The sequence below is a fragment of the Pseudomonas sp. FeN3W genome (assembly GCA_030263805.2).
Lineage (GTDB): Bacteria > Pseudomonadota > Gammaproteobacteria > Pseudomonadales > Pseudomonadaceae > Stutzerimonas > Stutzerimonas stutzeri_G.
The window spans coordinates 1,664,975-1,687,612 of record CP136010.1 but is presented as its reverse complement, the minus strand read 5'-3'; the positions used below and the strand labels follow the sequence as shown (position 1 = coordinate 1,687,612).

General features: G+C 64.1%; 20 protein-coding genes and 1 riboswitch. Of the genes, 12 read left to right on the top strand and 8 right to left on the bottom strand.

What is annotated here, in order from left to right; all coding sequences use genetic code 11:
- Positions 1-14 precede the first annotated feature (14 nt).
- Positions 15-206, bottom strand: a complete 192-nt coding sequence (locus P5704_008005) for a hypothetical protein (protein ID WOF80404.1) — start codon at positions 204-206, stop codon at positions 15-17.
- A 167-nt stretch (positions 207-373) separates the two neighbouring features.
- On the opposite strand from P5704_008005, the gene P5704_008000 reads away from it, so the two are divergent.
- Complete coding sequence (locus tag P5704_008000; GenBank protein WOF80403.1) at positions 374-958, top strand: YajG family lipoprotein; 585 nt, start codon at positions 374-376, stop codon at positions 956-958.
- A gap of 141 nt (positions 959-1,099) precedes the next feature.
- Here the strand turns inward: P5704_008000 and P5704_007995 are convergent, their stop codons facing one another.
- Positions 1,100-2,449 carry a DUF1329 domain-containing protein gene (locus tag P5704_007995; GenBank protein WOF80402.1) on the bottom strand — a complete coding sequence of 450 codons (1,350 nt, stop codon included), beginning with the start codon at positions 2,447-2,449 and terminating at the stop codon, positions 1,100-1,102.
- A 393-nt stretch (positions 2,450-2,842) separates the two neighbouring features.
- Here P5704_007995 and P5704_007990 point away from each other — a divergent pair, with 393 nt between their 5' ends.
- A complete protein-coding gene (locus P5704_007990) occupies positions 2,843-3,112 on the top strand; it encodes a hypothetical protein (GenBank protein ID WOF80401.1) in 270 nt (89 codons plus the stop codon).
- A 56-nt stretch (positions 3,113-3,168) separates the two neighbouring features.
- On the opposite strand, the gene P5704_007985 is transcribed toward P5704_007990, so the two are convergent.
- Entirely contained in the window at positions 3,169-4,335 is a 1,167-nt protein-coding gene (locus P5704_007985) for a 1-acyl-sn-glycerol-3-phosphate acyltransferase (protein WOF80400.1), read from the bottom strand.
- 239 nt (positions 4,336-4,574) lie between these two features.
- Between P5704_007985 and P5704_007980 the strand changes: the two genes are divergently transcribed.
- The 3 genes from P5704_007980 to P5704_007970 are packed head-to-tail and all read left to right on the top strand — an operon-like array spanning position 4,575 to position 5,646.
- Complete coding sequence (locus P5704_007980; GenBank protein WOF80399.1) at positions 4,575-4,757, top strand: CPXCG motif-containing cysteine-rich protein; 183 nt, start codon at positions 4,575-4,577, stop codon at positions 4,755-4,757.
- Positions 4,757-5,017: a DUF2007 domain-containing protein gene (locus P5704_007975; GenBank protein WOF81189.1), complete on the top strand. Its 261-nt coding sequence runs from the start codon at positions 4,757-4,759 to the stop codon at positions 5,015-5,017. Before P5704_007980 ends, P5704_007975 begins: the two co-directional genes overlap by 1 nt.
- 11 nt (positions 5,018-5,028) lie before the next feature.
- Positions 5,029-5,646, top strand: coding sequence for an SOS response-associated peptidase (locus P5704_007970; GenBank protein WOF80398.1), 618 nt, complete (start codon positions 5,029-5,031; stop codon positions 5,644-5,646).
- Between the two features lie 18 nt (positions 5,647-5,664).
- On the opposite strand, the gene P5704_007965 is transcribed toward P5704_007970, so the two are convergent.
- On the bottom strand, positions 5,665-7,794 hold the full coding sequence (locus P5704_007965) for a methyl-accepting chemotaxis protein (protein ID WOF80397.1): 2,130 nt from the start codon (positions 7,792-7,794) through the stop codon (positions 5,665-5,667).
- Between the two features lie 324 nt (positions 7,795-8,118).
- On the opposite strand from P5704_007965, the gene P5704_007960 reads away from it, so the two are divergent.
- On the top strand, positions 8,119-8,937 hold the full coding sequence (locus P5704_007960; GenBank protein ID WOF80396.1) for a M48 family metallopeptidase: 819 nt from the start codon (positions 8,119-8,121) through the stop codon (positions 8,935-8,937).
- A 22-nt stretch (positions 8,938-8,959) separates the two neighbouring features.
- Here the strand turns inward: P5704_007960 and P5704_007955 are convergent, their stop codons facing one another.
- From P5704_007955 to P5704_007940, 4 genes are all read right to left on the bottom strand, one after another.
- Entirely contained in the window at positions 8,960-9,403 is a 444-nt protein-coding gene (locus P5704_007955; protein ID WOF80395.1) for an ester cyclase, read from the bottom strand.
- An 84-nt stretch (positions 9,404-9,487) separates the two neighbouring features.
- The gene (locus P5704_007950; GenBank protein WOF80394.1) at positions 9,488-10,075 is read right to left on the bottom strand and encodes a TMEM165/GDT1 family protein; all 588 of its coding nucleotides are present in this window, start codon (positions 10,073-10,075) and stop codon (positions 9,488-9,490) included.
- 90 nt (positions 10,076-10,165) lie between these two features.
- A riboswitch (yybP-ykoY riboswitch) is annotated at positions 10,166-10,289 on the bottom strand.
- Positions 10,290-10,336: 47 nt separating this feature from the next.
- Positions 10,337-11,335: a class I SAM-dependent methyltransferase gene (locus tag P5704_007945; protein WOF80393.1), complete on the bottom strand. Its 999-nt coding sequence runs from the start codon at positions 11,333-11,335 to the stop codon at positions 10,337-10,339.
- Positions 11,336-11,419: 84 nt separating this feature from the next.
- Positions 11,420-12,379 carry a 2-hydroxyacid dehydrogenase gene (locus P5704_007940; GenBank protein ID WOF80392.1) on the bottom strand — a complete coding sequence of 320 codons (960 nt, stop codon included), beginning with the start codon at positions 12,377-12,379 and terminating at the stop codon, positions 11,420-11,422.
- 68 nt (positions 12,380-12,447) lie between these two features.
- On the opposite strand from P5704_007940, the gene P5704_007935 reads away from it, so the two are divergent.
- The 6 genes from P5704_007935 (at position 12,448) to P5704_007910 (ending at position 22,630) form a co-directional block, all read left to right on the top strand.
- Entirely contained in the window at positions 12,448-13,077 is a 630-nt protein-coding gene (locus tag P5704_007935; protein ID WOF80391.1) for a LysE family transporter, read from the top strand.
- Between the two features lie 105 nt (positions 13,078-13,182).
- The gene (locus P5704_007930) at positions 13,183-14,838 is read left to right on the top strand and encodes a fatty acid--CoA ligase (GenBank protein WOF80390.1); all 1,656 of its coding nucleotides are present in this window, start codon (positions 13,183-13,185) and stop codon (positions 14,836-14,838) included.
- A gap of 241 nt (positions 14,839-15,079) precedes the next feature.
- A complete protein-coding gene (locus P5704_007925) occupies positions 15,080-15,724 on the top strand; it encodes an MBL fold metallo-hydrolase (protein WOF80389.1) in 645 nt (214 codons plus the stop codon).
- Between the two features lie 137 nt (positions 15,725-15,861).
- Entirely contained in the window at positions 15,862-16,515 is a 654-nt protein-coding gene (locus tag P5704_007920) for an OmpA family protein (GenBank protein ID WOF80388.1), read from the top strand.
- A gap of 148 nt (positions 16,516-16,663) precedes the next feature.
- Entirely contained in the window at positions 16,664-20,380 is a 3,717-nt protein-coding gene (locus tag P5704_007915) for a CHASE domain-containing protein (GenBank protein ID WOF80387.1), read from the top strand.
- A gap of 126 nt (positions 20,381-20,506) precedes the next feature.
- Positions 20,507-22,630, top strand: coding sequence for an EAL domain-containing protein (locus tag P5704_007910; protein ID WOF80386.1), 2,124 nt, complete (start codon positions 20,507-20,509; stop codon positions 22,628-22,630).
- Positions 22,631-22,638 lie beyond the last annotated feature (8 nt).

Here is a 22,638-nt window from a genome sequence, read left to right as displayed (position 1 = left end):
GCGCCTCTTGCCGTTCAGGCCGCACGTCCGCAGTTCGTGGGAAGGCGCCGGCCGATCCAGCTCAGACGCGCTTCCTCGACCTCCACCCAGTTGGCACCGTCGGGCCGGCAGGCGCTGCTCAGCAGCATGCGACAGCGGCCCTGTTCGTCGAGCAGGGCGAAATGACGAGGCTTGCGGCGGCGCAGCAGCGAAAGAATCTGGCGCATGGTTTTCACTCATGGCGAAGAGATGCTCTCTTATCGCAGGGCTCTGTGACAGCCGCGTGAAATGAACGGTGCAGCTCGGCCATCGGTCTGAATCGCATCACTGTCGGCGCGTCGTACCGCTGGGTATACTGCGCCGCACTCGTCGCCCCTAACCTGGAGAAAACAGCATGCTGCAACGCCTGTTGTTCGGTTTTGTCACCGTTCTTGGACTGAGTCTCGTAGGCTGCGCCCACAGCCCCCAGCAACTCGATCCGAACCCCAAACTCAACGGCACCATCAATCCCGTCGGCCAGGGCCAGCCGGTCGTCGTGCGTGTGGTCGATGCGCGTCCCTCGCCGACCCTGGGCACCCGCGGCGGCCTTTATCCGGAAACCAGCGCGGTGATCGTGCCAAGCGCCAAGGTCGTGCCCAAACTGCAGGCCCAGACGGAAGCGGCGGTGCGCCTGCTCGGCTTCACCCCGTCGCCCAACGCCTACAACGCGCCGCAGTTGACCCTGACCCTCGCGGAGCTGAAGTACCAGTCGCCGAAAGAAGGCCTGTACGTGACCGAGGCCAATATTGGCGCGACGCTGAAGATCGAAGTGCAGAACTCCGGTAAGCGTTACAACGGCCGCTATGGTGCCTCGCTGAACCAACGTTTCGGCATGGCGCCGAACGAGCAGACCAACACCAAGCTGGTCACCGATGTGTTGAGCGATGCGCTGACCCGCGTCTTCCGCGACGACAACATCGGTCGTCTGCTGGCCGAGTAAGTCGACAGCGGCACGTACGAATCGCCGGTACTGCCGGTCCGAAACCCTGCCATGGCCCAGCCTGGCAGGGTTTTTTCGTTTTCAGTGTGCGGAAACGGAGACGCCCCGCGAGCAGCGGGTCGTCGAGTGCAGCCAGTCGAGTCAGCGAACGCCGGAGTTGCGTAGGGCAGCCGGGGTGTACTGGTTGGAGTTGGCCTTGTAGTTGTAGGTGTAGGGGTTCTTCTCTTCGTTCTTCATACCCATGACCAGGTAACGACCGGAGATCAGGTCGTACAGGGTCTCCATCGAGTACAGCGGAACCTGCACGTTGTAGAAGTGCAGGCTGTGCGCCTCGGCCACACGCCACAGCTGGTTGCGGCCGTCGTAATGGTCGATCACCGCAGCCTGCCAGGTGTCCTCATCGATGAAGAAGTGGCGCTTGGCATAGATGTGGCGCTCGCCCGACTTCAGCGTGGCTTCCACTTCCCATACGCGGTGCAGCTCGTAACGGGTCAGGTCCTGATTGATATGACCGGCCTTGACGATGTCTTCGTACTTGAGCTCGGGCGAGTCCAGGCGATAGGAGTTGTAGGGGATGTACACCTCCTTCTTGCCGATCAGCTTCCAGTCGTAGCGGTCCGGCGCACCGTTGAACATGTCCAGGTTGTCGGAGGTGCGCAGGCCGTCGGCTGCAGTGCCCGGGCCGTCGTAGGCGACCTGCGGGGCGCGACGTACGCGGCGCTGGCCGGCGTTGTAGATCCACGCCATGCGCGGTTCCTTCACCTGGTCCAGGGTCTCGTGTACCAGCAACACGTTGCCGGCCAGGCGGGACGGCTCGGTGACCTGCTGCTTGAAGTAGAACAGCACGTTGCCGTGCTTCTCGGGTTTGTAGTCGGTCAGGGTGTCGGTGTAGACCACCTCGTCGACGAACTTCACCAGGCTGAAATTGCCGTTCACCTGTGGCGTGGCCTGGGCGACGACGCGCCGCGCCGAGCCGCCGCGGTAGCGAGTGATGTGGTTCCAGATGACTTCCAGGCCGTCCTTGGGAATCGGGAAAGCGACGGCTTTCTCGAAGTTTTCCAAGCCGTTGCCGCCGCGGACCATGTTGGTCTGCGTGGCATTGCGCGCGGCGGCGTCATAGACATGCTGCGGCATGGCTGCGCTGCGGCGTGTCTCGTAGACCGGCAGGCGGTAGCTGTCCGGATAGCGCTTGAGCATGGCGATCTGCCCAGGCGTCAGGTTGTCCTTGTACTGCTCGTAGTTCTGCGCCGTGATGGTGAACTTCGGCTTGTCGCTGGCGTAAGGGTCACCGACGAAACCGTCTGGCGTCACCGCCGCAGCGTCCTGAGCCAGTCCGCCGGTCCAGGCCGGAATGGTGCCTGCAGCGTTGCCGGACTTCTGCGCGCCGATCGGCGTCAGTTCGTTGCCGAGGCGCGCCGCCTCGGTTTCGGACACCGCAGCCATGACGTTACTGGCCAGCAGTGAAAGCGTGAGCGCTCCGGTTGTGAACATTGTTATTTTCATTATCTCGTCCTGTCATTTCTGAATAGCTGATTCCCCGTGACGCTCGATGCAACCGACGCCATGTGATACGGCCTGAAGAGCTGTGCCTGCAGCGCCTGGGGTTACGGATAACCGCTCGATGGAGCAGGGAATGCTTGTCCGCCGACCGTTATCGCGTTTGGCTGCCGCCCCCGCACAGGCTCTATTTCGCCGTTTCGAGGTATGCCGAGGGTGACGGCGCGCACGACCTTTAGTCAAGGCCGACCGGTGAAGGGCGCGTCATAACTTGGCCTGATAATGGTGCGGGGTTGAGACCGCTCCGTCGGGAAATTCGGAATCCAGGCTGGCGTCTGGATACACTGCTCGGCTGCCTGGGTGACTTCGAAGAAAGGAAAAATCTGGATGGTGTTACATGCGCAGTCGGGGCTGGTGATCGCCCCCGCATTGCTACTCAACGGGCTGGCGCTGCTGTGTGCGCTGTGCGGCGGCTGGTTGCTACTGGCGACGCAGTGGCGAGAGACACGTGCCCTGCGGCGACCACTGGCCGCTTCCACGCTGGAAACTGCGTCGAGCGATGGCTCGACACAGCGCGTCAATCAGCTGTTCAACAGGGTAGGTGGGGCTGGGCTGCTGCTCGGCCTGGGGCTGTCGATGGCCTCACGGCTGCTCTGAACGCGTTATCGGTTCACTGAAGGGCCCGCAGTACCATCTACTGCGGGCCTTTGGATTCAGGGTTCCAAGCCGGCATTGAGCCGGTACTGATTGCGCACCGGCATGGCGTACTGCTGAATCAGATAGGGCTGCTGCACGCTCGGGCAGGCGGCCAGGCGCTTGCTCCATTCGGCTTCGGCGCGCTCCACTTCCTCGCGACTGAACAGTTCGGCGGCACTGGGTACCTGGATATCCGGATCACGGTCGTCCCAGAGGCGGTACGCGAGATAGTGCACCGGGAACAGCCGGTAGCTGCCGAGAATCTGCCGATCCAGCGCCAGGGCCATCTGCTTGGCATCTTCGGGTGCGCTCTCCATGGGCGTGCCGAAGGCGATGTGCACGCGCCCCTTGTAGCCGGTGATGCCCAGGGCAATGCTCGCGTCGTCCTCGCCCGGCGCCTTGGTATAGGTGCCGGTGGTGGCGCGGATGTACAGCTCGCGGGCCTTGGCCTGATCGCAGGGGTCGTATTCGTAGCTGATCGCCACCGGCACCGGGCGCAGTGCCGCCAGTGCGTCCGCGAAGGCTTCGTCCTTGCGGCTCATGTGCAGCATCTTGAGGATGGCCGAGTCGGTGCGGTCGTCACCGTCCTTGGCGCGCCCTTCGGCCTGAGCGATCCAGACGGACTCGCCGTCGTTGCGGATCGAGTGGTTGATGTATGCCGAAAGCACCTGGTAGGCGGCCAGCTTCTCGCGGCGGCCAGTGATCGAGCGGCGCACGATGAAGCTCTTGTTCAGGCGCATCAGGTCGCTGACGAAGGGGCGCTGCAGCAGGTTGTCGCCGATGGCGATACGCGGAGTGCGGATGCCGGCCTGATAGACCGCATAGTTGACGAACGCAGGGTCCATGACGATGTCGCGGTGGTTGGCCAGGAACAGATAGGCTCGGCCCTGCTGAAGCTGCTCGAGCCCGGAAAAGGTCACGCCGTCGGTAGCGCGTTCGATGGTGCGGTCGATGTAGGCTTCGATCTTGTGCTGCAGTGCATCCACCGTGCGGATACTGGCGAACTGTTTGCGCAACCGTCGCGAGATGACCGGCTTGATCAGCCAGCCCATGCTGTCGGCCAGCCGCGGGAAACGGAAGTGCGCCAGAATGTCGAGAAACTCGCGATCGGCGAACAGGCGCGCCATGACCAGCGGTACTTCGGCGTCGGCGTAGGGTCGGATGGCTTCGAATTCGTCCATCATGCTCTCTGTAAAGGAAACGAGGAACGGGCCTGCAACGGATGGGCAGGCAAATCGCGGAACGGACCGGAGCCGGCTGGCTCATACTCATCGAGTAAACGGCCGTTTCGCCGCATGCCTGTGAAACCCTGCTTGCGGCCCAGGGTGCCCAATTGCGGGGCACACCGAGTCGGTCTTCTTAAAGGTTCGAATCAGCGACCTTTAAAGACGGCGATTATAGCGACAAGTCACGCGGAGGACCGATGCTGGAAACACAGCTCTTTCATTGCCCTTATTGCGGCGAGCCGGTAGAGGCCGTCCTCGATCTCAGCGCGGGCGATCAGCAGTACATCGAGGACTGCGCCGTGTGTTGCCGGCCGATTGTCTTCGATCTGCGTACGGACGGCGAGCAGTGGCAGCTGGAAACCCGTGGGGAGGATGAATGATGCGGCGTATCTACGAGCCGCGCGATCTGCTGGAGGCGGAGATGCTAAGCGGCATGTTGATTGCCGAAGGCATAGAGGCATTCCTGGCGGGCAGTCATCTGATCGGCGCCATGGGCGAACTGCCGGCGGCCGGGCTGCTCGGGCTGATGGTCGCGGATGAGGATGCCGAGCGGGCGCGTCAGCTGATCGCTGCGTACAATGGCGCCGAGCCGTTGCCGGGCGATGAACCGGAGAGTTACCCCGGCGAACTGATCTGCTGACGAGTCTTTTTATGTGCGGTCGCTATGCCCTTTTCCGCTGGAGCCAGGACTTCGCTGCCTTGCCCGGCTTTCCCTCCGATCAGCAACCGCACTGGAGCCTCGCGCCTGGCGCTTCGGTGCTGCTGTTGCGCCAGGTCGATGCGCAGTTGCAGCTCAGCCGCGTGCGCTGGGGGCTGACTCCGGCCTGGCTTACCGATCTGACGCGCACCCCTGCCCAAGCCCGGGCGGAAACCATCAGCGAGCAGCCCATGTTCCGCGAAGCATTTCGCCTGCGCCGCGGGTTGCTGCCGGCCAACGGCTTCTACGAATGGCGAGGCTCGGCGCGCAAGCGCCCGTACTGGATGACCAGCGAAGGTTCGCTCGGCTATTTCGCCGCGCTCTGGGAAGCCTATCCGGTACAGGGCCATACCTACCTGAGCGCCGCCGTGGTGACGCTGCCCGCGGCTACGCTGCGTCGGCCACTGATGCTCGATGAGGCCGGGCAGGCCGCCTGGCTCGACCCCGAAACACCGCTCGAGGCGCTGCAGGCGCTGCTGGTCCAGCCTCAGCCGGCCTTGCGTGAACGCCCGCTGGCGACCGTGGTGAATGACCCGCGTATCGACGGACCGGAGTGCCTCACGCCGGCGTGAACCGGCGTGCCTATGTCGTCATACCCTGAATTGGTTGATCAGACGACGCTGCTGTTCGGCCAGCCGCGTCAGCCCGGCACTGGCCTGGCTGGCTTCCTCGGCGCCACCGGCAACTTCCTGCGCGACCTGGCCGATGTTGGTGACGTTGCGGTTGATGTCTTCGGCCACCGCGCTCTGCTCTTCGGCAGCGCTGGCGATCTGATTGTTCATGTCGTTGATCTGCGAGACCGCCTGAGTGATCGCCTGCAGCGCCTCGGCCGCGGCATCCGCCTGCTCGACGCTGCGCTGAGTGCGGCTCTGGCTCTGCTCCATTACCTGCACCACGTCCCGCGTGCCGTTCTGCAGTTGCTGGATCATCTGCTGGATCTCGCCGGTCGCCTGCTGCGTCTTCTGCGCCAGATTGCGGACCTCGTCGGCCACGACGGCGAAGCCGCGTCCCTGCTCGCCGGCGCGGGCCGCCTCGATTGCCGCGTTGAGGGCGAGCAGGTTGGTTTGCTCGGCAATGCTGCGAATGGTCACCAGGATGGCGTCGATGTTCTCGCTGTCGCGGGCCAGCGTCTGCACCACCTCGACGGCGCGACCGATCTCGTCGGCCAGCTCGGTGATGGTCGAGCCGGTGTCCTGCACGATGTGCCGGCCCTGATTGGCTGCGCGATCGGCATTGTTGGCGGCTTCGGCGGCCTGGGTCGCGTTGCGCGCCACATCCTGGGCGGTGGCGGTCATTTCGTGCACGGCAGTGGCCACCAGCTCGATTTCCGCCAGCTGGGTCTGTACGCCCTTGTCCGTGCGGATGGCGATGTCGGCGGTGTGCTCGGAGGCATCGCTGACTTTCTGCACCGAGCCGACGACCTCGCCGATCATGCCCTGCAAGCGCGCGAGGAAGGCGTTGAAGCCGGCGGCGATCTGGCCTAGCTCGTTGCGACTGTCGATGTTCAGGCGCTGGGTCAGGTCGCCTTCGCCCTGGCCGATGTTGTCCAGCATGACCACCATCTCGCGCAGCGGTCGGGTGATGCGGCGGCTGATCAGCCAGATCGCCAGCAGGCCGGCGAGGCCGATCAGTACGCCGATGACCAGCATGGTGCCGAGACTGCTGCGACTTTCGTCGGCGAGGGCGGCCATCAGCTGGTTCAGCTCCTTCATCACCTCGGCCGTCGGCAGCTCCAGCATCAGCACCCAACGGGCCTCGGTGCCGGCGAAGGAGAAGGGCAGGAACAGCGCGACGCGGCCACGGGCCTGATCGATTCGATAGTGGGTCTGACCGGCCGGTAACTGCTTGACCAGTGCCTGCTCGTCGGCGTCGAGTATCTGTGCGGCCGGTTTGCCGATAAGGCTGGTGTCGCGGCTGTAGGCGGCAAGACGGCCGTTGTTCGAGATCAGAGCGATCTGCCCAACACCGTCGTAGAGCTGCGCATTGGCATTGCTCAGCAGCTGCTGGATGAAGTCGACACTGATGTCCGCGCCGACGATGCCATGGAATTTGCCGTCGACGATGATCGGCGCGTTGAACGAAGACAGTAGCGACGTTTTGCTATTCATCTCATAGGGGGCGGGATCGCCGACGCACGGTTTGAGTTGCTCGCGCGGGCAGAGGTAGTACTCGCCGGCACGTACGCCGGTATCCAGCAGTCGGGTGTCTTCGATGTCGGTGAGGCGGTCGACCAACAGCTTGCCGCTGCCGTCGCGGTATACCCAGCTGGCGAAGCGACCGTCGACCATGCCCGGCTCGTCGCCGCGATACATCAGGTCGTTGGCATCCACGCCGTTGGGCTCCCAAGCGATATAGGTGCTGGTCAGCTCGGGATTCTCGATCAGCGTCTGGCGTGCGAGGTTGATCAGTTCCTCGCGCCGGAGGTTGGCCATCGGCATGCCGTCGTCGCCAGTCAGCGCGGTAAGCGTGTGCACCCGCGCGAGGCTCGTGGCGATCTGCAGAGGCGCCTGCAGTTGTGCCTGAATGCGGCTGACCTGGGTTTGGGCGAGGGCGGTGACGCGCTGCTCGACCATGCCGTCGATCAGCGAACGGGTCCGCTGCTCGACCAACGCTTGGCTACGCATGCCGGAAACCATCGCGTACAGCAGAAGAGCGGCGATCACGGCCAGGATGCAGGCGCCGGCCAATGCGGCGAAGGCGGTCTGGATGGATCTGAACATGTGCGGAACTCCAATTGCGCAGCGGATAAGCAGGCTATCGGCAGGAGTTGCGACAACTGCAGCTGTACGTTCGGTTGCCTGACAGGAGGGCCCGCGATAGGGTCTGTTCCCGTTTCGTACGCGGCCGCGCCGGCCCGGCCCTGCGGGTTGCGCGGCAAATGGCGCCATGCGGCGTTGCGGGACTTGGCAAGGGAACCACCATTACCTGCGTCCCGCGCCTGCGGAACGCCGCCCGGCCATGGCGCCATTTGGCGCAGCGACGTGGCTTGCGACGAAGCGGGAACAGCCCCTAGGATACGGGCGCAGGTTTTCCGGAGAAACTCGATGTTCAAGCCGCACAGATTGTCGCTGTTGGTCGCCGCCGCCGTGCTGGCGGGCTGTCAGGCCGTCAACACCACCAGCGGCGGCGCCGTAGGTGTCGACCGCAAGCAGTACATGTTCAGCATGCTGTCGACCGAGCAGGTCAACCAGATGTATGCCCAGTCCTATCAGGAAACGCTCAGTGCGGCGTCGAGCAAGGGTGTGCTGGAGAAGAACAGCGCAATCACCAAGCGGGTCAACGGCATTGCCCAGCGGCTGATCGCCAAGGTGCCGGTGTTCCGCCCCGATGCCGCGCAATGGGACTGGGAAGTCAATGTCATCGACAGCCCGGAGCTCAACGCCAACTGCGGCCCGGGCGGCAAGATCATCTTCTACACCGGCCTGATCGAGAAGCTGAAGCTCACCGATGACGAGATTGCGGCCGTGATGGGCCACGAGATCGCCCACGCATTGCGCGAGCACGGCCGCGAAGCGATGTCCAAGGCCTATGGTGTGCAGATGGCGACTCAGCTGGGGTCGGCCATGGGCGTCGGTACCGGCGGCCTGCAACTGGCGAACATGGGCGTGGAGTACCTGATGACGTTGCCCAACAGTCGCGGCAACGAGAACGAAGCGGATCTGATCGGCCTGGAGCTGGCGGCGCGCGCGGGCTACAACCCGAACGCGGCGATCACGCTGTGGGAAAAGATGGCTTCGGCCGGTGGCTCGGCGCCGCCCGAGTTCATGAGCACACACCCCTCGTCTACCACCCGCACCGCGGCGTTGAAGGCGAATATTCCAAAAGTGATGCCGCTCTACGAACAGGCCCGCAGCGGCCGTTGAGCGATGACCTGCCGCCGGCCGCTCAGGTCGGCGACAGCAGTGTCGAAAGGGGCGTCTCGATACCCAGTTGCTGATGCACGCCTTCGAGGTCGATGAGCGTGTGGATTTCCTCGATATCGCCGGCCGGGTTCAGCGTCCAGACGCTCATCACGGCGATCGCGAGAATCTTGTCGGTGACCGAGTAGCCGAACAGCGGCGTCGCCAGTGTTCCCATCACCGTGCTTGAGGTGACCACCTTGTGGCCCTCGCAGATGCATTCATCCACCACCACTTCCAGATCCGGCATGGCCGTACGCACATTGCGCACGAGCTCGGCGAAACCTGCGCTGTTCAGCGGCTGGCCGATGAATGAGCCCTTGTAGGCGAAATACTTGCTCTGCATCTGTTCGGAAAGGGCCAGGCGGCCCTTGTTCCAGCTCAGATCGATATGGTTGCAGACTCGTTTCTTGCGTCCATCCGCTGACATGCAGCCTGATCTCCTCGGGGCGCTGATGTGCGCTGCGGTAGCGCACTCTATCAGCTCCCCGGTTGCGCAGATTTGCGCTGGGTATCAGCCTGAGACAATCGTGCTCATGGTCAGAGCCTGATAGCCGGCGTACAGCGCCAGTGCGGCAAAGCCGGCGGCGGCGACCCGGCGGATCAGCGTCAACGGCAGGCGGTCGGCGGCGAAGTGGCTGACCAGTACCACCGGAACGTTGGCCAGCAGCATGCCGACCGTGGTGCCGAGGATGACCAGCACGAATTCCGGATACTGCGCGGCGAGCATCACTGTCGCGACCTGGGTCTTGTCGCCCATCTCGGCAATGAAGAAGGCGATCGTTGTCGCGACGAAGGGGCCGTAGGGGCGGCCCAGCTTGGCATCGTCGTCATCCAGTTTGTCCGGCACCAGCGTCCATAGCGCCACGGCGGCGAAGCTTGCCGCCAGTATCCAGCTCAGCGCCACTGGCGAGAGCAGGCTCGATACCCAGCTGCCGACCGCACCGGCGGCGGCATGGTTGGCCAGTGTGGCGACGACGATGCCCCAGATGATCGGCCACGGTCGCCGATAACGCGCTGCCAGCAGCAGTGCGAGCAACTGCGTCTTGTCGCCGATTTCGGCGAGCGCAACGATCAGGGTGGGGACGAAAAACGATTCCAAGCGGCATTCCTTTGGGGCGGGTCGACAGATTCACCATGACATGCGCAGCCTGCCCGCCCGGGTCAGGTGTACATGTCATGGGTCTTGTCAAACCTGGCCTGGCGTATCGTTACGCGCTGGCCGGTCGCATGCGCCATGGTCTGCGGACCAAGTATGTTGACGCATGCCGGACGAGCAGGGCGCTCGTCGGAGACTACTCCCCCAAGGACGGCGGCGAGTTTGCCGCAACCGGCCGGTCGGTGCAACCCGTGGTCGCTGGCGTCAGGGGCGCACGGCGCGGTAGATACGGAAGCCGTCGCGCTCGGCGAGCGTGTGGCAGGGGCCAAGATGCTGCTCGATCAAGGGGGGGTACCTGAGGAATGCGTTGGCGACCAGACGCAGCTCGCCACCGCTGACCAGGTGTTCGGCCGCGCATTCGATCAGCGTCTCGCTGGCCCGGTAGCTGGTGTGCACGCCCTGGTGGAACGGCGGGTTGCTGACGAGCGCCGCCAGTTGTCGTGGCGCGGCGTCGATGCCATCGCCGGCAATGACTTCAGCTTCGAGTCCGTTGGCGGCGAGCGTCCGGCGGCTGCTCTCGATGGCGAAGGCGTCCACATCCAGCAGCACCAGATCGCTTTGCGGGTAGCGACGCTTGAGCGTGGCGCCGAGAATGCCGGCCCCACAGCCAAAGTCGAGCACGCGCCCGCCAGGGAGGTCGTCGAGGTGCTCGAGCAGCAGGGCGCTGCCGACATCCAGGCGACCATGACTGAACACGCCGGGCAGGCTGATGACCTGCAACGGGCCGTCCGCCAGCTCCAGGGTGAAGTGGCGCGCCAGGGCGTCCAGATCGGGAGCAGCAGGTGCCTGCTCGACCATCACCTGCCAGAGCTGGCAATGGCGGGCGCTGTCGAGTTTGCGTGCGCGGCCGAACCCGGCCAGTTGCCTGGCGGCGCGCTCGACGCCGGCACGTTTCTCGCCGACCAGATACAGCGGCCGGCCATCGAGGCGCGCCGCCAGCGTTTGCAGCAAATAGTCGGTGAGTTCGCGGGATTTCGGCAGGAACAGCACGGCGGCGTCGAACTCGCCCGGTGCCGGGGCGACGCCAAAGCTGCAACGCCCGCTGAAGCGCCGGTCCAGCAGCTGCTGCTCGCCCGCATGCCAGCTCCAGCCAATCGCGGCGGGGAGCTGACCCAGCAGGTCATCGGCGGGCGGTCCGGCCAGCAGCAGCCGGCCTTGAAACAGCTCGGCCTGACGCAGCAGCACTTCGCTTCGAGGGTCCATCGGCGTCTCCCGGAAAAAGTCGGGGAGCTTAGGGGCTATCGGCGTTTTCTCGCAAGCCGGGGTGCCCAGCCCCTAGGCCGGCGCTCAGTTCACTTGCCGGATCGGTGCGCCGGCAAAGAAGGCCGTTGCATTCTCGGCGAGCTGGCCGACGATACGCTGGCGTGCCTCACGGCTGCCCCAGGCGCTGTGTGGGGTGATGATCAGGCGGGGCAGGCTCGGGTCCAGCAGGGGGTTGTCGTCGCTTGGCGGCTCGCTGGTCAGCACGTCGGTGGCGGCACCCCCCAGGTGTCCGCGGCGCAGGGCATCGGCCAATGCCTGCTCATCGACCAGGCCACCACGGGCGGCGTTGATCAGGAACGCGCTCGGTTTCATCAATTGCAACTCGTGCGCACCGATCAGATTGCGTGTCTGCTCCGTCAGCGGGCAGTGCAGCGTCAGTGCGTCCACCTGCGGCAGCAGTTCGTCCAGATCCAGGCGTTCCGGGCGCTTCGGCCGTCCCGGCAGGTTGCCGACCAGGACGCGCATGCCGAACGCCTCGGCCAGTCGAGACACCGCACTGCCGAGCTCGCCATGGCCGAGCAGGCCGAGGGTCTTGCCTTCCAGCTCGACGATGGGAAAGTCCAGCAGACAGAACTGACCACTTTCCTGCCAGCGGCCGCGGGCGACGGCCGCCTGGTAGTCAGGCAGGCGGGTGGCCAGTGCCAGCAACAACATCAGCGTGTGCTGGGCCACGGTTGGGGTGCCATAAGCCTGGCAGTTGCAGACCACGATGCCGCGCTCGCCAGCGGCCTGCAGGTCGATGTTGTTGACTCCGGTGGCGGAGACCAGGATCAGCTTGAGATCGGGGCAGGCTGCCAGGGTGTCTGCATTCAGCGCGACCTTGTTGACGATGGCCACCTGCGCGCCGCGCAGACGCTCGACAATCTGATCCGCTGTGCTTTGCTCATGACACACCAGTTCGCTGAATGCGTCCTGCAGCGGGGTCAGATCGAGGTCGCCCTGTTCGAGCGGAGAAAGATCGAGGAAAACGGCGCGACTGAACATCAACTGTACCTTTCGGAGAAGCCGGGGCTGATCGACAATGAAGCCCGGCATTGCGTGGAGATTGGATTGTGTACTGGATGGAATTTATGACCGTGGCGCTGGTGCATCTGCTCGCGGTGGCCAGCCCGGGACCGGATTTCGCGGTGGTGGTCCGCGAAAGCGTGACCCAGGGCCGGCGTGTCGGAAGCTGGACGGCGTTGGGCGTCGGCTGCGGGATATTCGTCCACGTCGCCTATTCCCTGCTCGGCATCGGCCTGATCGTCTCGCAGTCGATTGTGCTGTTCAACCTCTTCAAGTGGCTGGCGGCAGGCTATCTGCTCTATCTCGGCTGGCGCGCGCTACGTGCGCGACCCATGAGCCTGGATACGGCAGAAGAGGTCGCTACAGCCTCGGATCGCTCACCCTGGCAGGCGTTCGTCGTCGGCTTCGTCACCAATGGCCTGAATCCCAAGGCCACGCTGTTCTTCCTCTCGCTATTCACGGTCGTGATCAGCGCCGATACGCCACTGTGGGTGCAGGCCGGTTACGGCGTCTACCTCGCCAGTGCCACCGCGCTGTGGTTTCTGCTGGTGGCCTGGCTGTTCAGCCGAGGCCGCGTACGTGCTGGCTTTGCGCGAATGGGCCACTGGTTCGACAGGCTGACCGGCGCCGTACTGATCGGCCTCGGTGTACGTCTGGCGGTCAGCGAGATCGGTTAACACGCTGAAACGAGGTGCGCGGAAAATAATCCTTTGGACTGATTTTGCGTGGGGGCGGACGCTCTAGAGTGCTGCTTACAACTCCAACAAGAACAGGATGCCCCCATGCTGCAGACCCGTGTCATCAAGCCCGCGGCGAACGCTTACCAGTACCCCCTGCTGATCAAGCGGCTGCTGTTGTCCGGCGTACGCTACGAGCGCACCCGCGAGATCGTCTACCGTGACCAGCTGCGTTACGACTATCGCACCCTGAATCAACGGGTCGCGCGGTTGGCCAACGTGCTGAGCGCAGCCGGCGTCAAGGCAGGCGACACCGTGGCGGTGATGGATTGGGACAGCCACCGCTATCTGGAATGCATGTTCGCCATCCCGATGATCGGCGCCGTGGTGCATACCATCAACGTGCGCCTCTCGCCGGACCAGATCCTCTACACCATGAACCACGCCGATGACCGCTTCGTGCTGGTCAACAGCGAGTTCGTGCCGCTGTACCAGGCGATTGCCGGGCAACTGACCACCGTGCAGAAGACGCTGCTGCTCACCGATGGCGACGTGCACGACGCCGGTCTGCCGGATTGCGTCGGCGAGTATGAAAGCCTGCTGGCCGCCGCCGAGCCGAGCTACGACTTTCCCGATTTCGACGAGGACTCGGTCGCGACGACCTTCTACACCACCGGCACCACCGGCAACCCCAAAGGCGTGTACTTCACCCATCGTCAGCTGGTGCTGCACACCCTCGCTGCGGCAGTGACCGTCGGCTGCCGGGAGAATCCTCGGCTGATGGGCTCGGATGACGTCTACATGCCAATCACGCCGATGTTCCATGTGCATGCCTGGGGTTTGCCCTACGTCGCCACCATGCTCGGCCTCAAGCAGGTCTATCCCGGGCGTTACGATCCCGAATACCTGATCGAGCTGTGGCGCCGTGAGCAGGTGACCTTCTCCCACTGCGTGCCGACCATCGTGCAGATGCTGCTCAACGCCAAGGCGGCCCAGGGCACCGACTTCAAGGGTTGGAAGATCACCATCGGCGGCAGTGCGCTGACCCGCGGCCTCTACGACCAGGCCAAGGCGGCCGGTATGAACCTGATCGCTGCCTACGGCATGTCCGAGACCTGCCCGTTGATTTCCGGCGCGCACATCAACGACGAGTTGCTCGAGGCCGACGAAGACACCCGAAGTAACTTCCATCTCAAGGCTGGCGTGCCGGTGGTGCTGGTGGATGCGGCGATCCAGGCGGCGGACGGCAGCTTCCTGCCGGCGGACGGAAGCTCTCAGGGCGAACTGGTGCTGCGTGCGCCCTGGCTGACCCAGGGCTATTACAACGAGCCGGAGAAGAGCGAAGAGCTGTGGGCCGATGGCTGGCTGCATACCGGCGACGTCGCGGTGATCGACGAGATGGCCAATATCGAGATTCGCGACCGTATCAAGGATGTGATCAAGACCGGCGGTGAATGGCTGTCATCCCTCACGTTGGAAGGGCTGATCAGTCGTCACGAAGCGGTGCGCGACGTTGCCGTGGTCGGTGTGCCGGACGAGCGCTGGGGCGAGCGGCCCTTTGCCTTGGTGGTGCTGTGCGAAGGCCGCGAACTGAGCGCAGCCGACTTGCAGGCCTTCCTCGAGCCGGCGGTGGCCGAGGGGCACATCAACAAGTGGGCGATCCCGCAGCAGATCGCGGTGGTCAGCGAGATCCCCAAGACCAGCGTCGGCAAGCTGGACAAGAAGCGCATCCGCAGCGAGATCGCGCGTTGGCAGGAATAGGGGAGCGCTGAGCAGACCTCGCTCAACTGAGCGAGGTCGCTTATCGGTTCGGCGCCCGGTAGCATCCATCCACGAATTTGCCGGGCGTACTGATATCGGGCGATCACCGTCGCGACCGGCCTGAACCATCGCGGCGGGCAATCGCTGTCGATCCGGGCAGTTGCCTGAGGTCCGTCCACTCGGCAAGCTGCCCTCCCTGCGCGCCGCGCAGCGAGAGATTGCCACGCAACCCGAGGACGTCATGGCTGCCACCCAACCGATGCTGATTCGCGAAACCTTCCCTGTCGGCCCGTTGCAGTGCAACTGCACGATCATTGGCGATCCTGTCAGCAAGAAAGCCATCGTGGTCGATCCGGGTGGCGATCCTGAACTGATCATGGCGCGACTCGACGCCCATGGACTGAAGGTGGTGAGCATCATCCACACCCATGCGCACCTGGACCACTTCCTCGCATCCGGCTCGATGAAGGAGAAGACCGGCGCCACGCTCCATCTGCACAAGGCCGATCAGATGCTCTGGGACAACCTGGAGATGCAGTGCCGCATGTTTGGCGTGCCCTACCGTCCGGTGCCCGCGCCGGATCAGTGGCTGAGCGACGATGAGGAACTGTCCTGTGGCTGTGGCGTGGCGTTGCATACGCCTGGGCATACGCCGGGCTCCATGAGCTTCTGGTTCGCCGATGCCAAGCTGCTGATCGCGGGTGACACCCTGTTCCGCCGCGGTATCGGGCGCACCGATCTGTGGGGTGGTGACTACGCCACCATCGAGCGCTCCATCAAGCAGCGGCTCTACTCGCTGGATGAAGACGCGACCGTGGTGACCGGCCACGGCCCGGATACCCGGCTGGGTGACGAGATGCGCGAGAATCCTTTCGTCCGGGCCTGACCTGGGTGCCGTTGGCCGGGTTCTGCTGCACGGTTCCTATCCCTGGCGGTGACCGATGGTACTCTAGCGCCGCATTCAGGGCTGCGCTCGCAAGGGCTGGGGACTGCCCTGGTAACCGACGAGAGAAGGAAGTAACTATGAAAATGCTGAACATGACCGCCCTCGCAGCGAGCGTCGCTCTGCTGGTAGGTTGCACCACCAATCCCTATACCGGCGAGCAGCAAGCCGGCAAGGCCGGCGTTTACGGCGGTATCGGCGCCGTCAGTGGCGCCGTCATCGGTGCGGCGACCTCGAGCAAGAAGGATCGCACCAAGGGCGCGTTGATCGGTGCAGCGGTTGGTGGCGCGGCTGCCGGTGGCTATGGCTACTACGTCGACACCCAGGAAGCCAAGCTGCGCCAGACGCTGCAAGGCACCGGCGTTCAGGTTCAGCGCAATGGTGACAACCTGACGCTGATCATGCCCGGCAACATCACCTTCGCCAGCAACTCGGCGGATATCTCCAGCAGCTTCTACCCGACCCTGAATTCGCTGGTGCAGGTGTTCAAGGAGTTCAACAAGAACGGCGTCGATATCGTCGGCCACACCGACAGCACCGGCTCCCTGCAGCTGAACCAGGACCTGTCCAACCGCCGCGCCCAGAGCGTCGCCTCCTACCTGGTCGGCAATGGCGTGGCTGCTTCGCGGATTTCTTCCTACGGTGCGGGCCCCAGCCAGCCGATCGCCAGCAACGATACGGCTGCTGGTCGCGCGCAGAATCGCCGCGTCGAGATCAATCTGCGTCCGCTGTAAGTATTCATAGGCCGCGGGGCTGCAATGGCCTCGCGGTCGTCGTAATTCAGGCGCCATAATTCCGTTTGTTTCTGCTTCCATTGAACCTCTCTGCGCTATTCGTATCTGACATTCGATAGCACGCCAGTTGTGGCACAGAGGAGGTCGAATGGATGATCGCACCGTTCTCCATTCCCGCAGGTCCTGGTTGCCATTGTTGGTCGCTCTGGCCCTGATGGCGGGCCTGGGTGGATGGATCGGCTGGCAATGGCATGTCCAGGAGCAGCGCAGCAAGGTCGAGCAGGAGCAGCGCTTCACCTTTGCTGTCGATGACATCGAACACACGCTACGCGAACGGATGCGCGCCTACGAGATGGTGCTGCGCGGGCTTGCTGGCGTCGTTGCCGGCAGCGACGAGGTCCGGATCGACGATTGGGCGCGCGCCGTGGATCAGTTGCAGCTGCAGGACTTCTATCCGGGCATCCAGGCTGTCGCGCTGGCGCGGCATGCGACTCCGGAAACGCTCACCGCCCTGATCGATCAGATTCGCGCCTCCGGCCGCGAACGCTTTCGCATGTATCCGCCGGGCGACCGTGAAGAGTACGTGGTGACCGACTACATCCATCCGACCGATTGGCGCAATCGGCGGGTGCTCGGCTTCGATCTGTTCAGCGAGGCGACCCGCCGCGAGGCGATCATCAGTACGCGCAACAGTGGCAATCCGGTACTTACGGGGCCGTTGCGTCTCAAGCAGGAAACCGAGCAGAACGTCCAGGTAGGTGTTCTGCTGTTCTTCCCGATCTATGCGGCGACGGCACCGGTAACCACCGAGGAGGAGCGTCAGCGCGCTTTTGTCGGCACTCTGCACGGCGCCTTTCGCCTGACCGACCTGATGGAGGGGATACTTGGCTCGCGTAGCCGAATGCTGCAGCTGCAGCTGTTCGACGCCGCCAATCCGGAGGCGCCTCTGCTCGCTGGGCGTGCGCCGGTCAGTACCGACGCCAAGTTCCAGCGCATACGCAACGTCTACATGTACGGCCGCAGCTGGCAGCTGCAGGTGGCCAGCACGCCGGAATACGAGGCGGTGCTGCGTGACAACAACCGCGCCTTCAGCCTCGTGGCCGCGCTCACCGCAGCGGCATTGTTTTCGTTGCTGGTGGGCGGCTACCTGTATCTACGCGAACGTGCACTGCGCAACAGCCAGGCGTTGAGCCTGCAAATGCAGGAGCGCGAGGCGCGCTTCCGTCAGTTGATCGAGCAATTGCCCGTGGCGACCCTCTTGTGCAACGCCGGTGGGCGTATCGAACTGGCCAATCAGAGTGCCGGACAGTTATTCGGCAGTTCGACGGAAATGCTGGCCGGCGAGCGCGTGAGCCGTTACGTTCCCGGCGTGCTTGGCGAGCAGGTACTCGGGCAGCTGCGCGAAACCAGCCAGCTCGAACTGCAGGCGCAGCGCGAGGACGGCAAGGCGATCCCGGTTGCCGTCAGCCTGACCAGCTTCAGCCATGACGAGGCCCTGTACTACGTCCTGAACCTGCTCGATCTGCAGGCGCGCAAGCGGGACGAGGAACGCTTTCGCAATGTCGTCGAGGCCTCGCCCAATGCATTCGTGCTGGTGGATACCCGCGGCGACATCGTCATGGTCAATCGCCAGACCGAGCTGCTGTTCGGCTATGAGCGCCAGGAACTGGTCGGACAACCCGTGGAACTGCTGCTGCCTGAAGCATTGCGCGAAGCGCACCGCGGCCTGCGCCAGGGGTATGCGCAGAACCCCGAGCCGCGCCGCATGGGCGGTAACCGCGAGCTGTTCGGCCGCCACCGCGATGGCAGCGCATTGCCGGTGGAAATCGGCCTGTCGCCCTTGCGCAGTGGTGATGAGCAGCTGGTGCAGGCGGTGATCATCGATATCAGCCACCGCAAGGAAGCCGAGCGTCGCTTGCGCGAGCAGGCCGATCAGCTGGCGGTGGCCAACCGCTACAAATCCGAGTTCCTCGCCAATATGTCCCACGAGCTGCGCACGCCGCTCAACAGCATCCTGATCCTCAGCGATCAGCTGCGGCAGAACGGCTCCGGCAACCTCAACGACAAGCAGGTCCGGCATGCCGACATCATCCATCGCGCCGGTCATGAGCTGCTGCAGTTGATCAACGATGTGCTGGATCTTGCCAAGATCGAGTCCGGCCATATGCAACTCAAGCTGGAACCGCTGAACCTGCGCGAACTGCTGACCGAACTGGAAACCTCGCTGACGCCGATGGCCGAGCAGAAGGGCCTGGCGCTGAAGGTGGTGGTCGACGGCAACGTGCCGCCTGCGCTCAATTCCGACCGCGCGCGGCTGCAGCAGATTCTGCGCAACCTGCTGACCAATGCCTTGAAGTTCACCGAGCAGGGGCAGGTGGAGCTGCTGGTGAGCTACCCGCCGGAGGACGTTGACGGTCAAATCCTGCAGCTGCAGGTGCGTGACAGCGGCATCGGTATCGCCAAGGACCAGCAGGAGCGGATCTTCCAGGCGTTCCAGCAGATCGATGGTTCGATCAGCCGACACTACGGCGGCACCGGCCTGGGGCTGGCGATCACTCGCCAACTGGTGGAGGTGCTCGGAGGGCACGTCACGGTCGATAGCGAGCTCGGCAAAGGCGCCACCTTCACCGTGCGACTGCCGGTGGCGTCGACATCCGGTGCGGCGGCGCAGGCGCTGCTGCCGCGCCAACCCCAGCGCCGTGGGCGTGGCCCCGGGCTGCTGATCATCGAGGACGATGCCGATTTCGCATCCGTGGTGGCCGAGGTGGGACAGAGTCACGGCTTCACCAGTCTGATCTGCAGTACCGGCCAGCAGGGGCTGGAAGCCCTGCGGCGGGAGCACTTCGCCGCGGTGATCCTCGACATTCTGTTGCCGGACATCAGCGGTTGGCAGGTGCACCGTGAATTGCGCAGCGACGAGCGCCATCAGGGCATGCCGGTGCTGATCATTTCCTGCGTGCCGCAGCCCCACGACTGGCATGACGATGGTTCGCGCTATCTGGTCAAGCCGGTGGCGCAGGCCGAACTCGAGCGCATCTTCAGCGAACTGGCCCGCCACGAACAGAATTCGCTGCGCCTGCTGCTGGTGGAGACCGATTCCCGTCGCCGTGGGCTGATCCGCGATTACTTCGAGCGGCTCGGTTACAGCGTCACGCTTGCGGAAACCGCCGAGGCGGCCCGGCTGGCGTACGCCGAGCAGGCCTTCACCGTAGTGGTGATCGATCAGGACCTGGCCGAAGGCAGCGGGTTGGATCTGCTCGACGATCTGGAGCGGCTGCGTTCGCTGCGTGGCGTCACGGTATTGGTCAATAGCCGTGAGAAGTTGTCGGATGCAGAGATGCAACGCCTGCGCCGTTATTCGGCTTCAGCACTTTCCAAGGAGGATGATATGGAACGCATAGGACAATTGATGCGCCCGGCGCCAGCGGCTCCGTCGCCCAATCCGGCTGCTTCGCTGCAGCTGGCGACGCCGGGCCAGCGCGTGCTGCTGGTAGACGAGGATGTGCGGCTGATCTATTCGCTAACGGCTCAGCTCGATGAGCTTGGGCTGCAGGTGGTTCCGGCCACAAGCGCCGATGAGGCCCTGGAACGTTTCGATGAGGATGCCTTCGATCTGGTACTGCTGGACATGAGCCAGCCCGAAGGTGAAGGTCCTGACTTGGCCCAGAGGCTCAGGCAGGTACATGACTGTCAGGCGCCCATCGTTGCGCTGGTGACGGCGACCGATGATGGCGAGCGCGAGCGCTGCATGGCGGCGGGTGCCGACGACGTTCTGCTCAAACCCGTCGAGCCAGCGGCGCTGGTGGCATTGTTGCGGCAACGGCTGGGTCTGGAGACAGGTACGGCCGAGGCTGAAGAGGAGTAAGCGAGTCGTGCGTGTTGGACATGGTAGTGGTGATACGTTGGTCGACCGAGATGATGCATGGTGCGTGACTTCACCGTGGGATGCTTGTTGCCGGCAGTCTGGTGACGGTTGGCTCGGAGGTTGGCGATGACTCAGACGCAGCTCAAGGCCAAGCCACGCAGCCGTACGCTGCTGGTGGTGGACGACCGGGAGGCCAACCTGGTGGCCATGGAAGCGTTGCTGGGCGACGGTGACTGGCAGGTGCACACGGTCAATTCCGGTGAGGCGGCGTTGCGCGCACTGCTGGAGCTGGACGTCGAGCTGGTACTGCTCGATGTGCAGATGCCCGGCATGGATGGCTTCGAGGTTGCCCGGCTGATGCGCGGCAGCCCGCATACCCGCTACACGCCGATCATCTTCGTTTCGGCAATCGCGCATACCCGCGACTCCGTGCTGCGCGGTTACGCCACCGGCGCGGTGGATTTCATCCTCAAGCCGTTCGATCCGCAGGTGCTCAAGCACAAGATCAACACCTTGCTGGCCCATGAACACAACCGCCGTGATCTGCAGCTGCTCACCCAGCAACTGGACAGCGCCCGTGCGTTCAACGCCTCGGTGCTGAGCAATGCGGCCGAGGGCATTCTGGTGGTCGCCGAGGATGGTTATATCAGCTTCGCCAATCCGGCGATCGCCGGCATGCTGCACACCCGCGTCGAGGACCTGCAGGGCACGCCGCTGCTGTCGCATCTGGCGGCGCCGGAGATGCCGGCCAGCTGGCAGGAGTCGGACTTCTACCGTTACTGGCGCAGCGGCTCGACCTATCGCCTGCACGAGGCGCAGCTGCACACCGCCACCGGTACGCCGTTGCCTGTCGCGTTGTCCTGCTCGCCGCTGCCGCGCCAGCAGCGTTCCATGGTGGTCATCGCGCTGGACATGTCGGTGGTGCGCAACCTGCACGTTCAGCTGGAAACCCAGGCGGTCACCGACTCGCTGACCGGACTGCTGAACCGACGCGGGTTCCACCAGGCGCTGGAGTCGTCGCTGGCACGGGTCGATCGCAACGGCAAGCGCATGGCCATCCTCTATATCGATCTGGACGGTTTCAAACGCATCAACGACTCGCTCGGTCACGACGCCGGTGACGAGATTCTGTGCAAGGTGGCGCGCCTGCTGGAAACCTGCATGCGCCCCTACGACATCATCGCGCGCATGGGCGGCGACGAATTCACGGCGCTGCTGGATTCCCTGGAGCATCCGGAAGATGCCGCGCGGGTGGCGGAGAAGCTCATCGAGCTGATTTCGGTGCGGCACAAGGTCGACGGCACCGAGGTGACGCTCGGCGCCAGTATCGGCATCGCGCATTTCCCTGACTGCGGCGTCAGCGTCGACCAGTTGCTGCGTTCGGCGGACATGGCGATGTACGAGGCCAAGCGCGCCGGGCGCCGACAGTATCGCTTCTTCTCCAGCGACATGAACGAACGGGCGCACGCCCGGCTGATGATGGAGGAGAATCTGCGTAGCGCCACCGAGCGCAACGACTTCGAGCTGCTCTACCAGCCGCAGGTGATGCTTGGCAGTGGCAAGCTCAGAGGGTTCGAGGGGCTGCTGCGCTGGCCCCAGGGTGATGCAGATGAAAACCAGCCGGGCAACTTCATCCCCTTGCTGGAAGAAACCCGGCTGATCGAGCGGGTCGGCGACTGGGTGCTGCGCGAAGGGATGAATCAGTATTGCCAGTGGCTGTCGTCATTCGGCAGCGATCTGATCCTCAGCCTCAACGTCAGCCCGGTGCAGTTCAGTCGGGCTGGGCTGTTCGATTCGCTTCGGCGGCTGCTGGATGAATATCAGCTCGATCCTGCGCAATTGGAGCTCGAGGTTACCGAAGGCACGCTGATGCAGGACCTCGAGCAGAGCTGCGAGAAGCTACGGCAATTGCGCAAGCTCGGCGTGCGCGTGGCCATCGACGATTTTGGCACCGGTTATTCGTCGCTGGCTTATCTGCGGCATTTCGAGCTGGATACGCTGAAGATCGACCGGCTGTTCATCGCCAACATGCTGGATTCCCCACGCGATGCGGCGGTGGTCAGCACCATCATCGATCTGGGCCGCAACCTCAACCTGGAAGTGGTGGCCGAGGGCGTGGAAACCCTGGCGCAGCGTGACTGGCTGGTGGAAAACGGCTGCGACGTCATGCAGGGCTTTCTGGTCTCTCCGGCATTGACTGCCGAGCAGGCGCGGGCCTTTCCCACTCAGGTCGCCTGGGGCGCGCTCTGAGCGAGCTG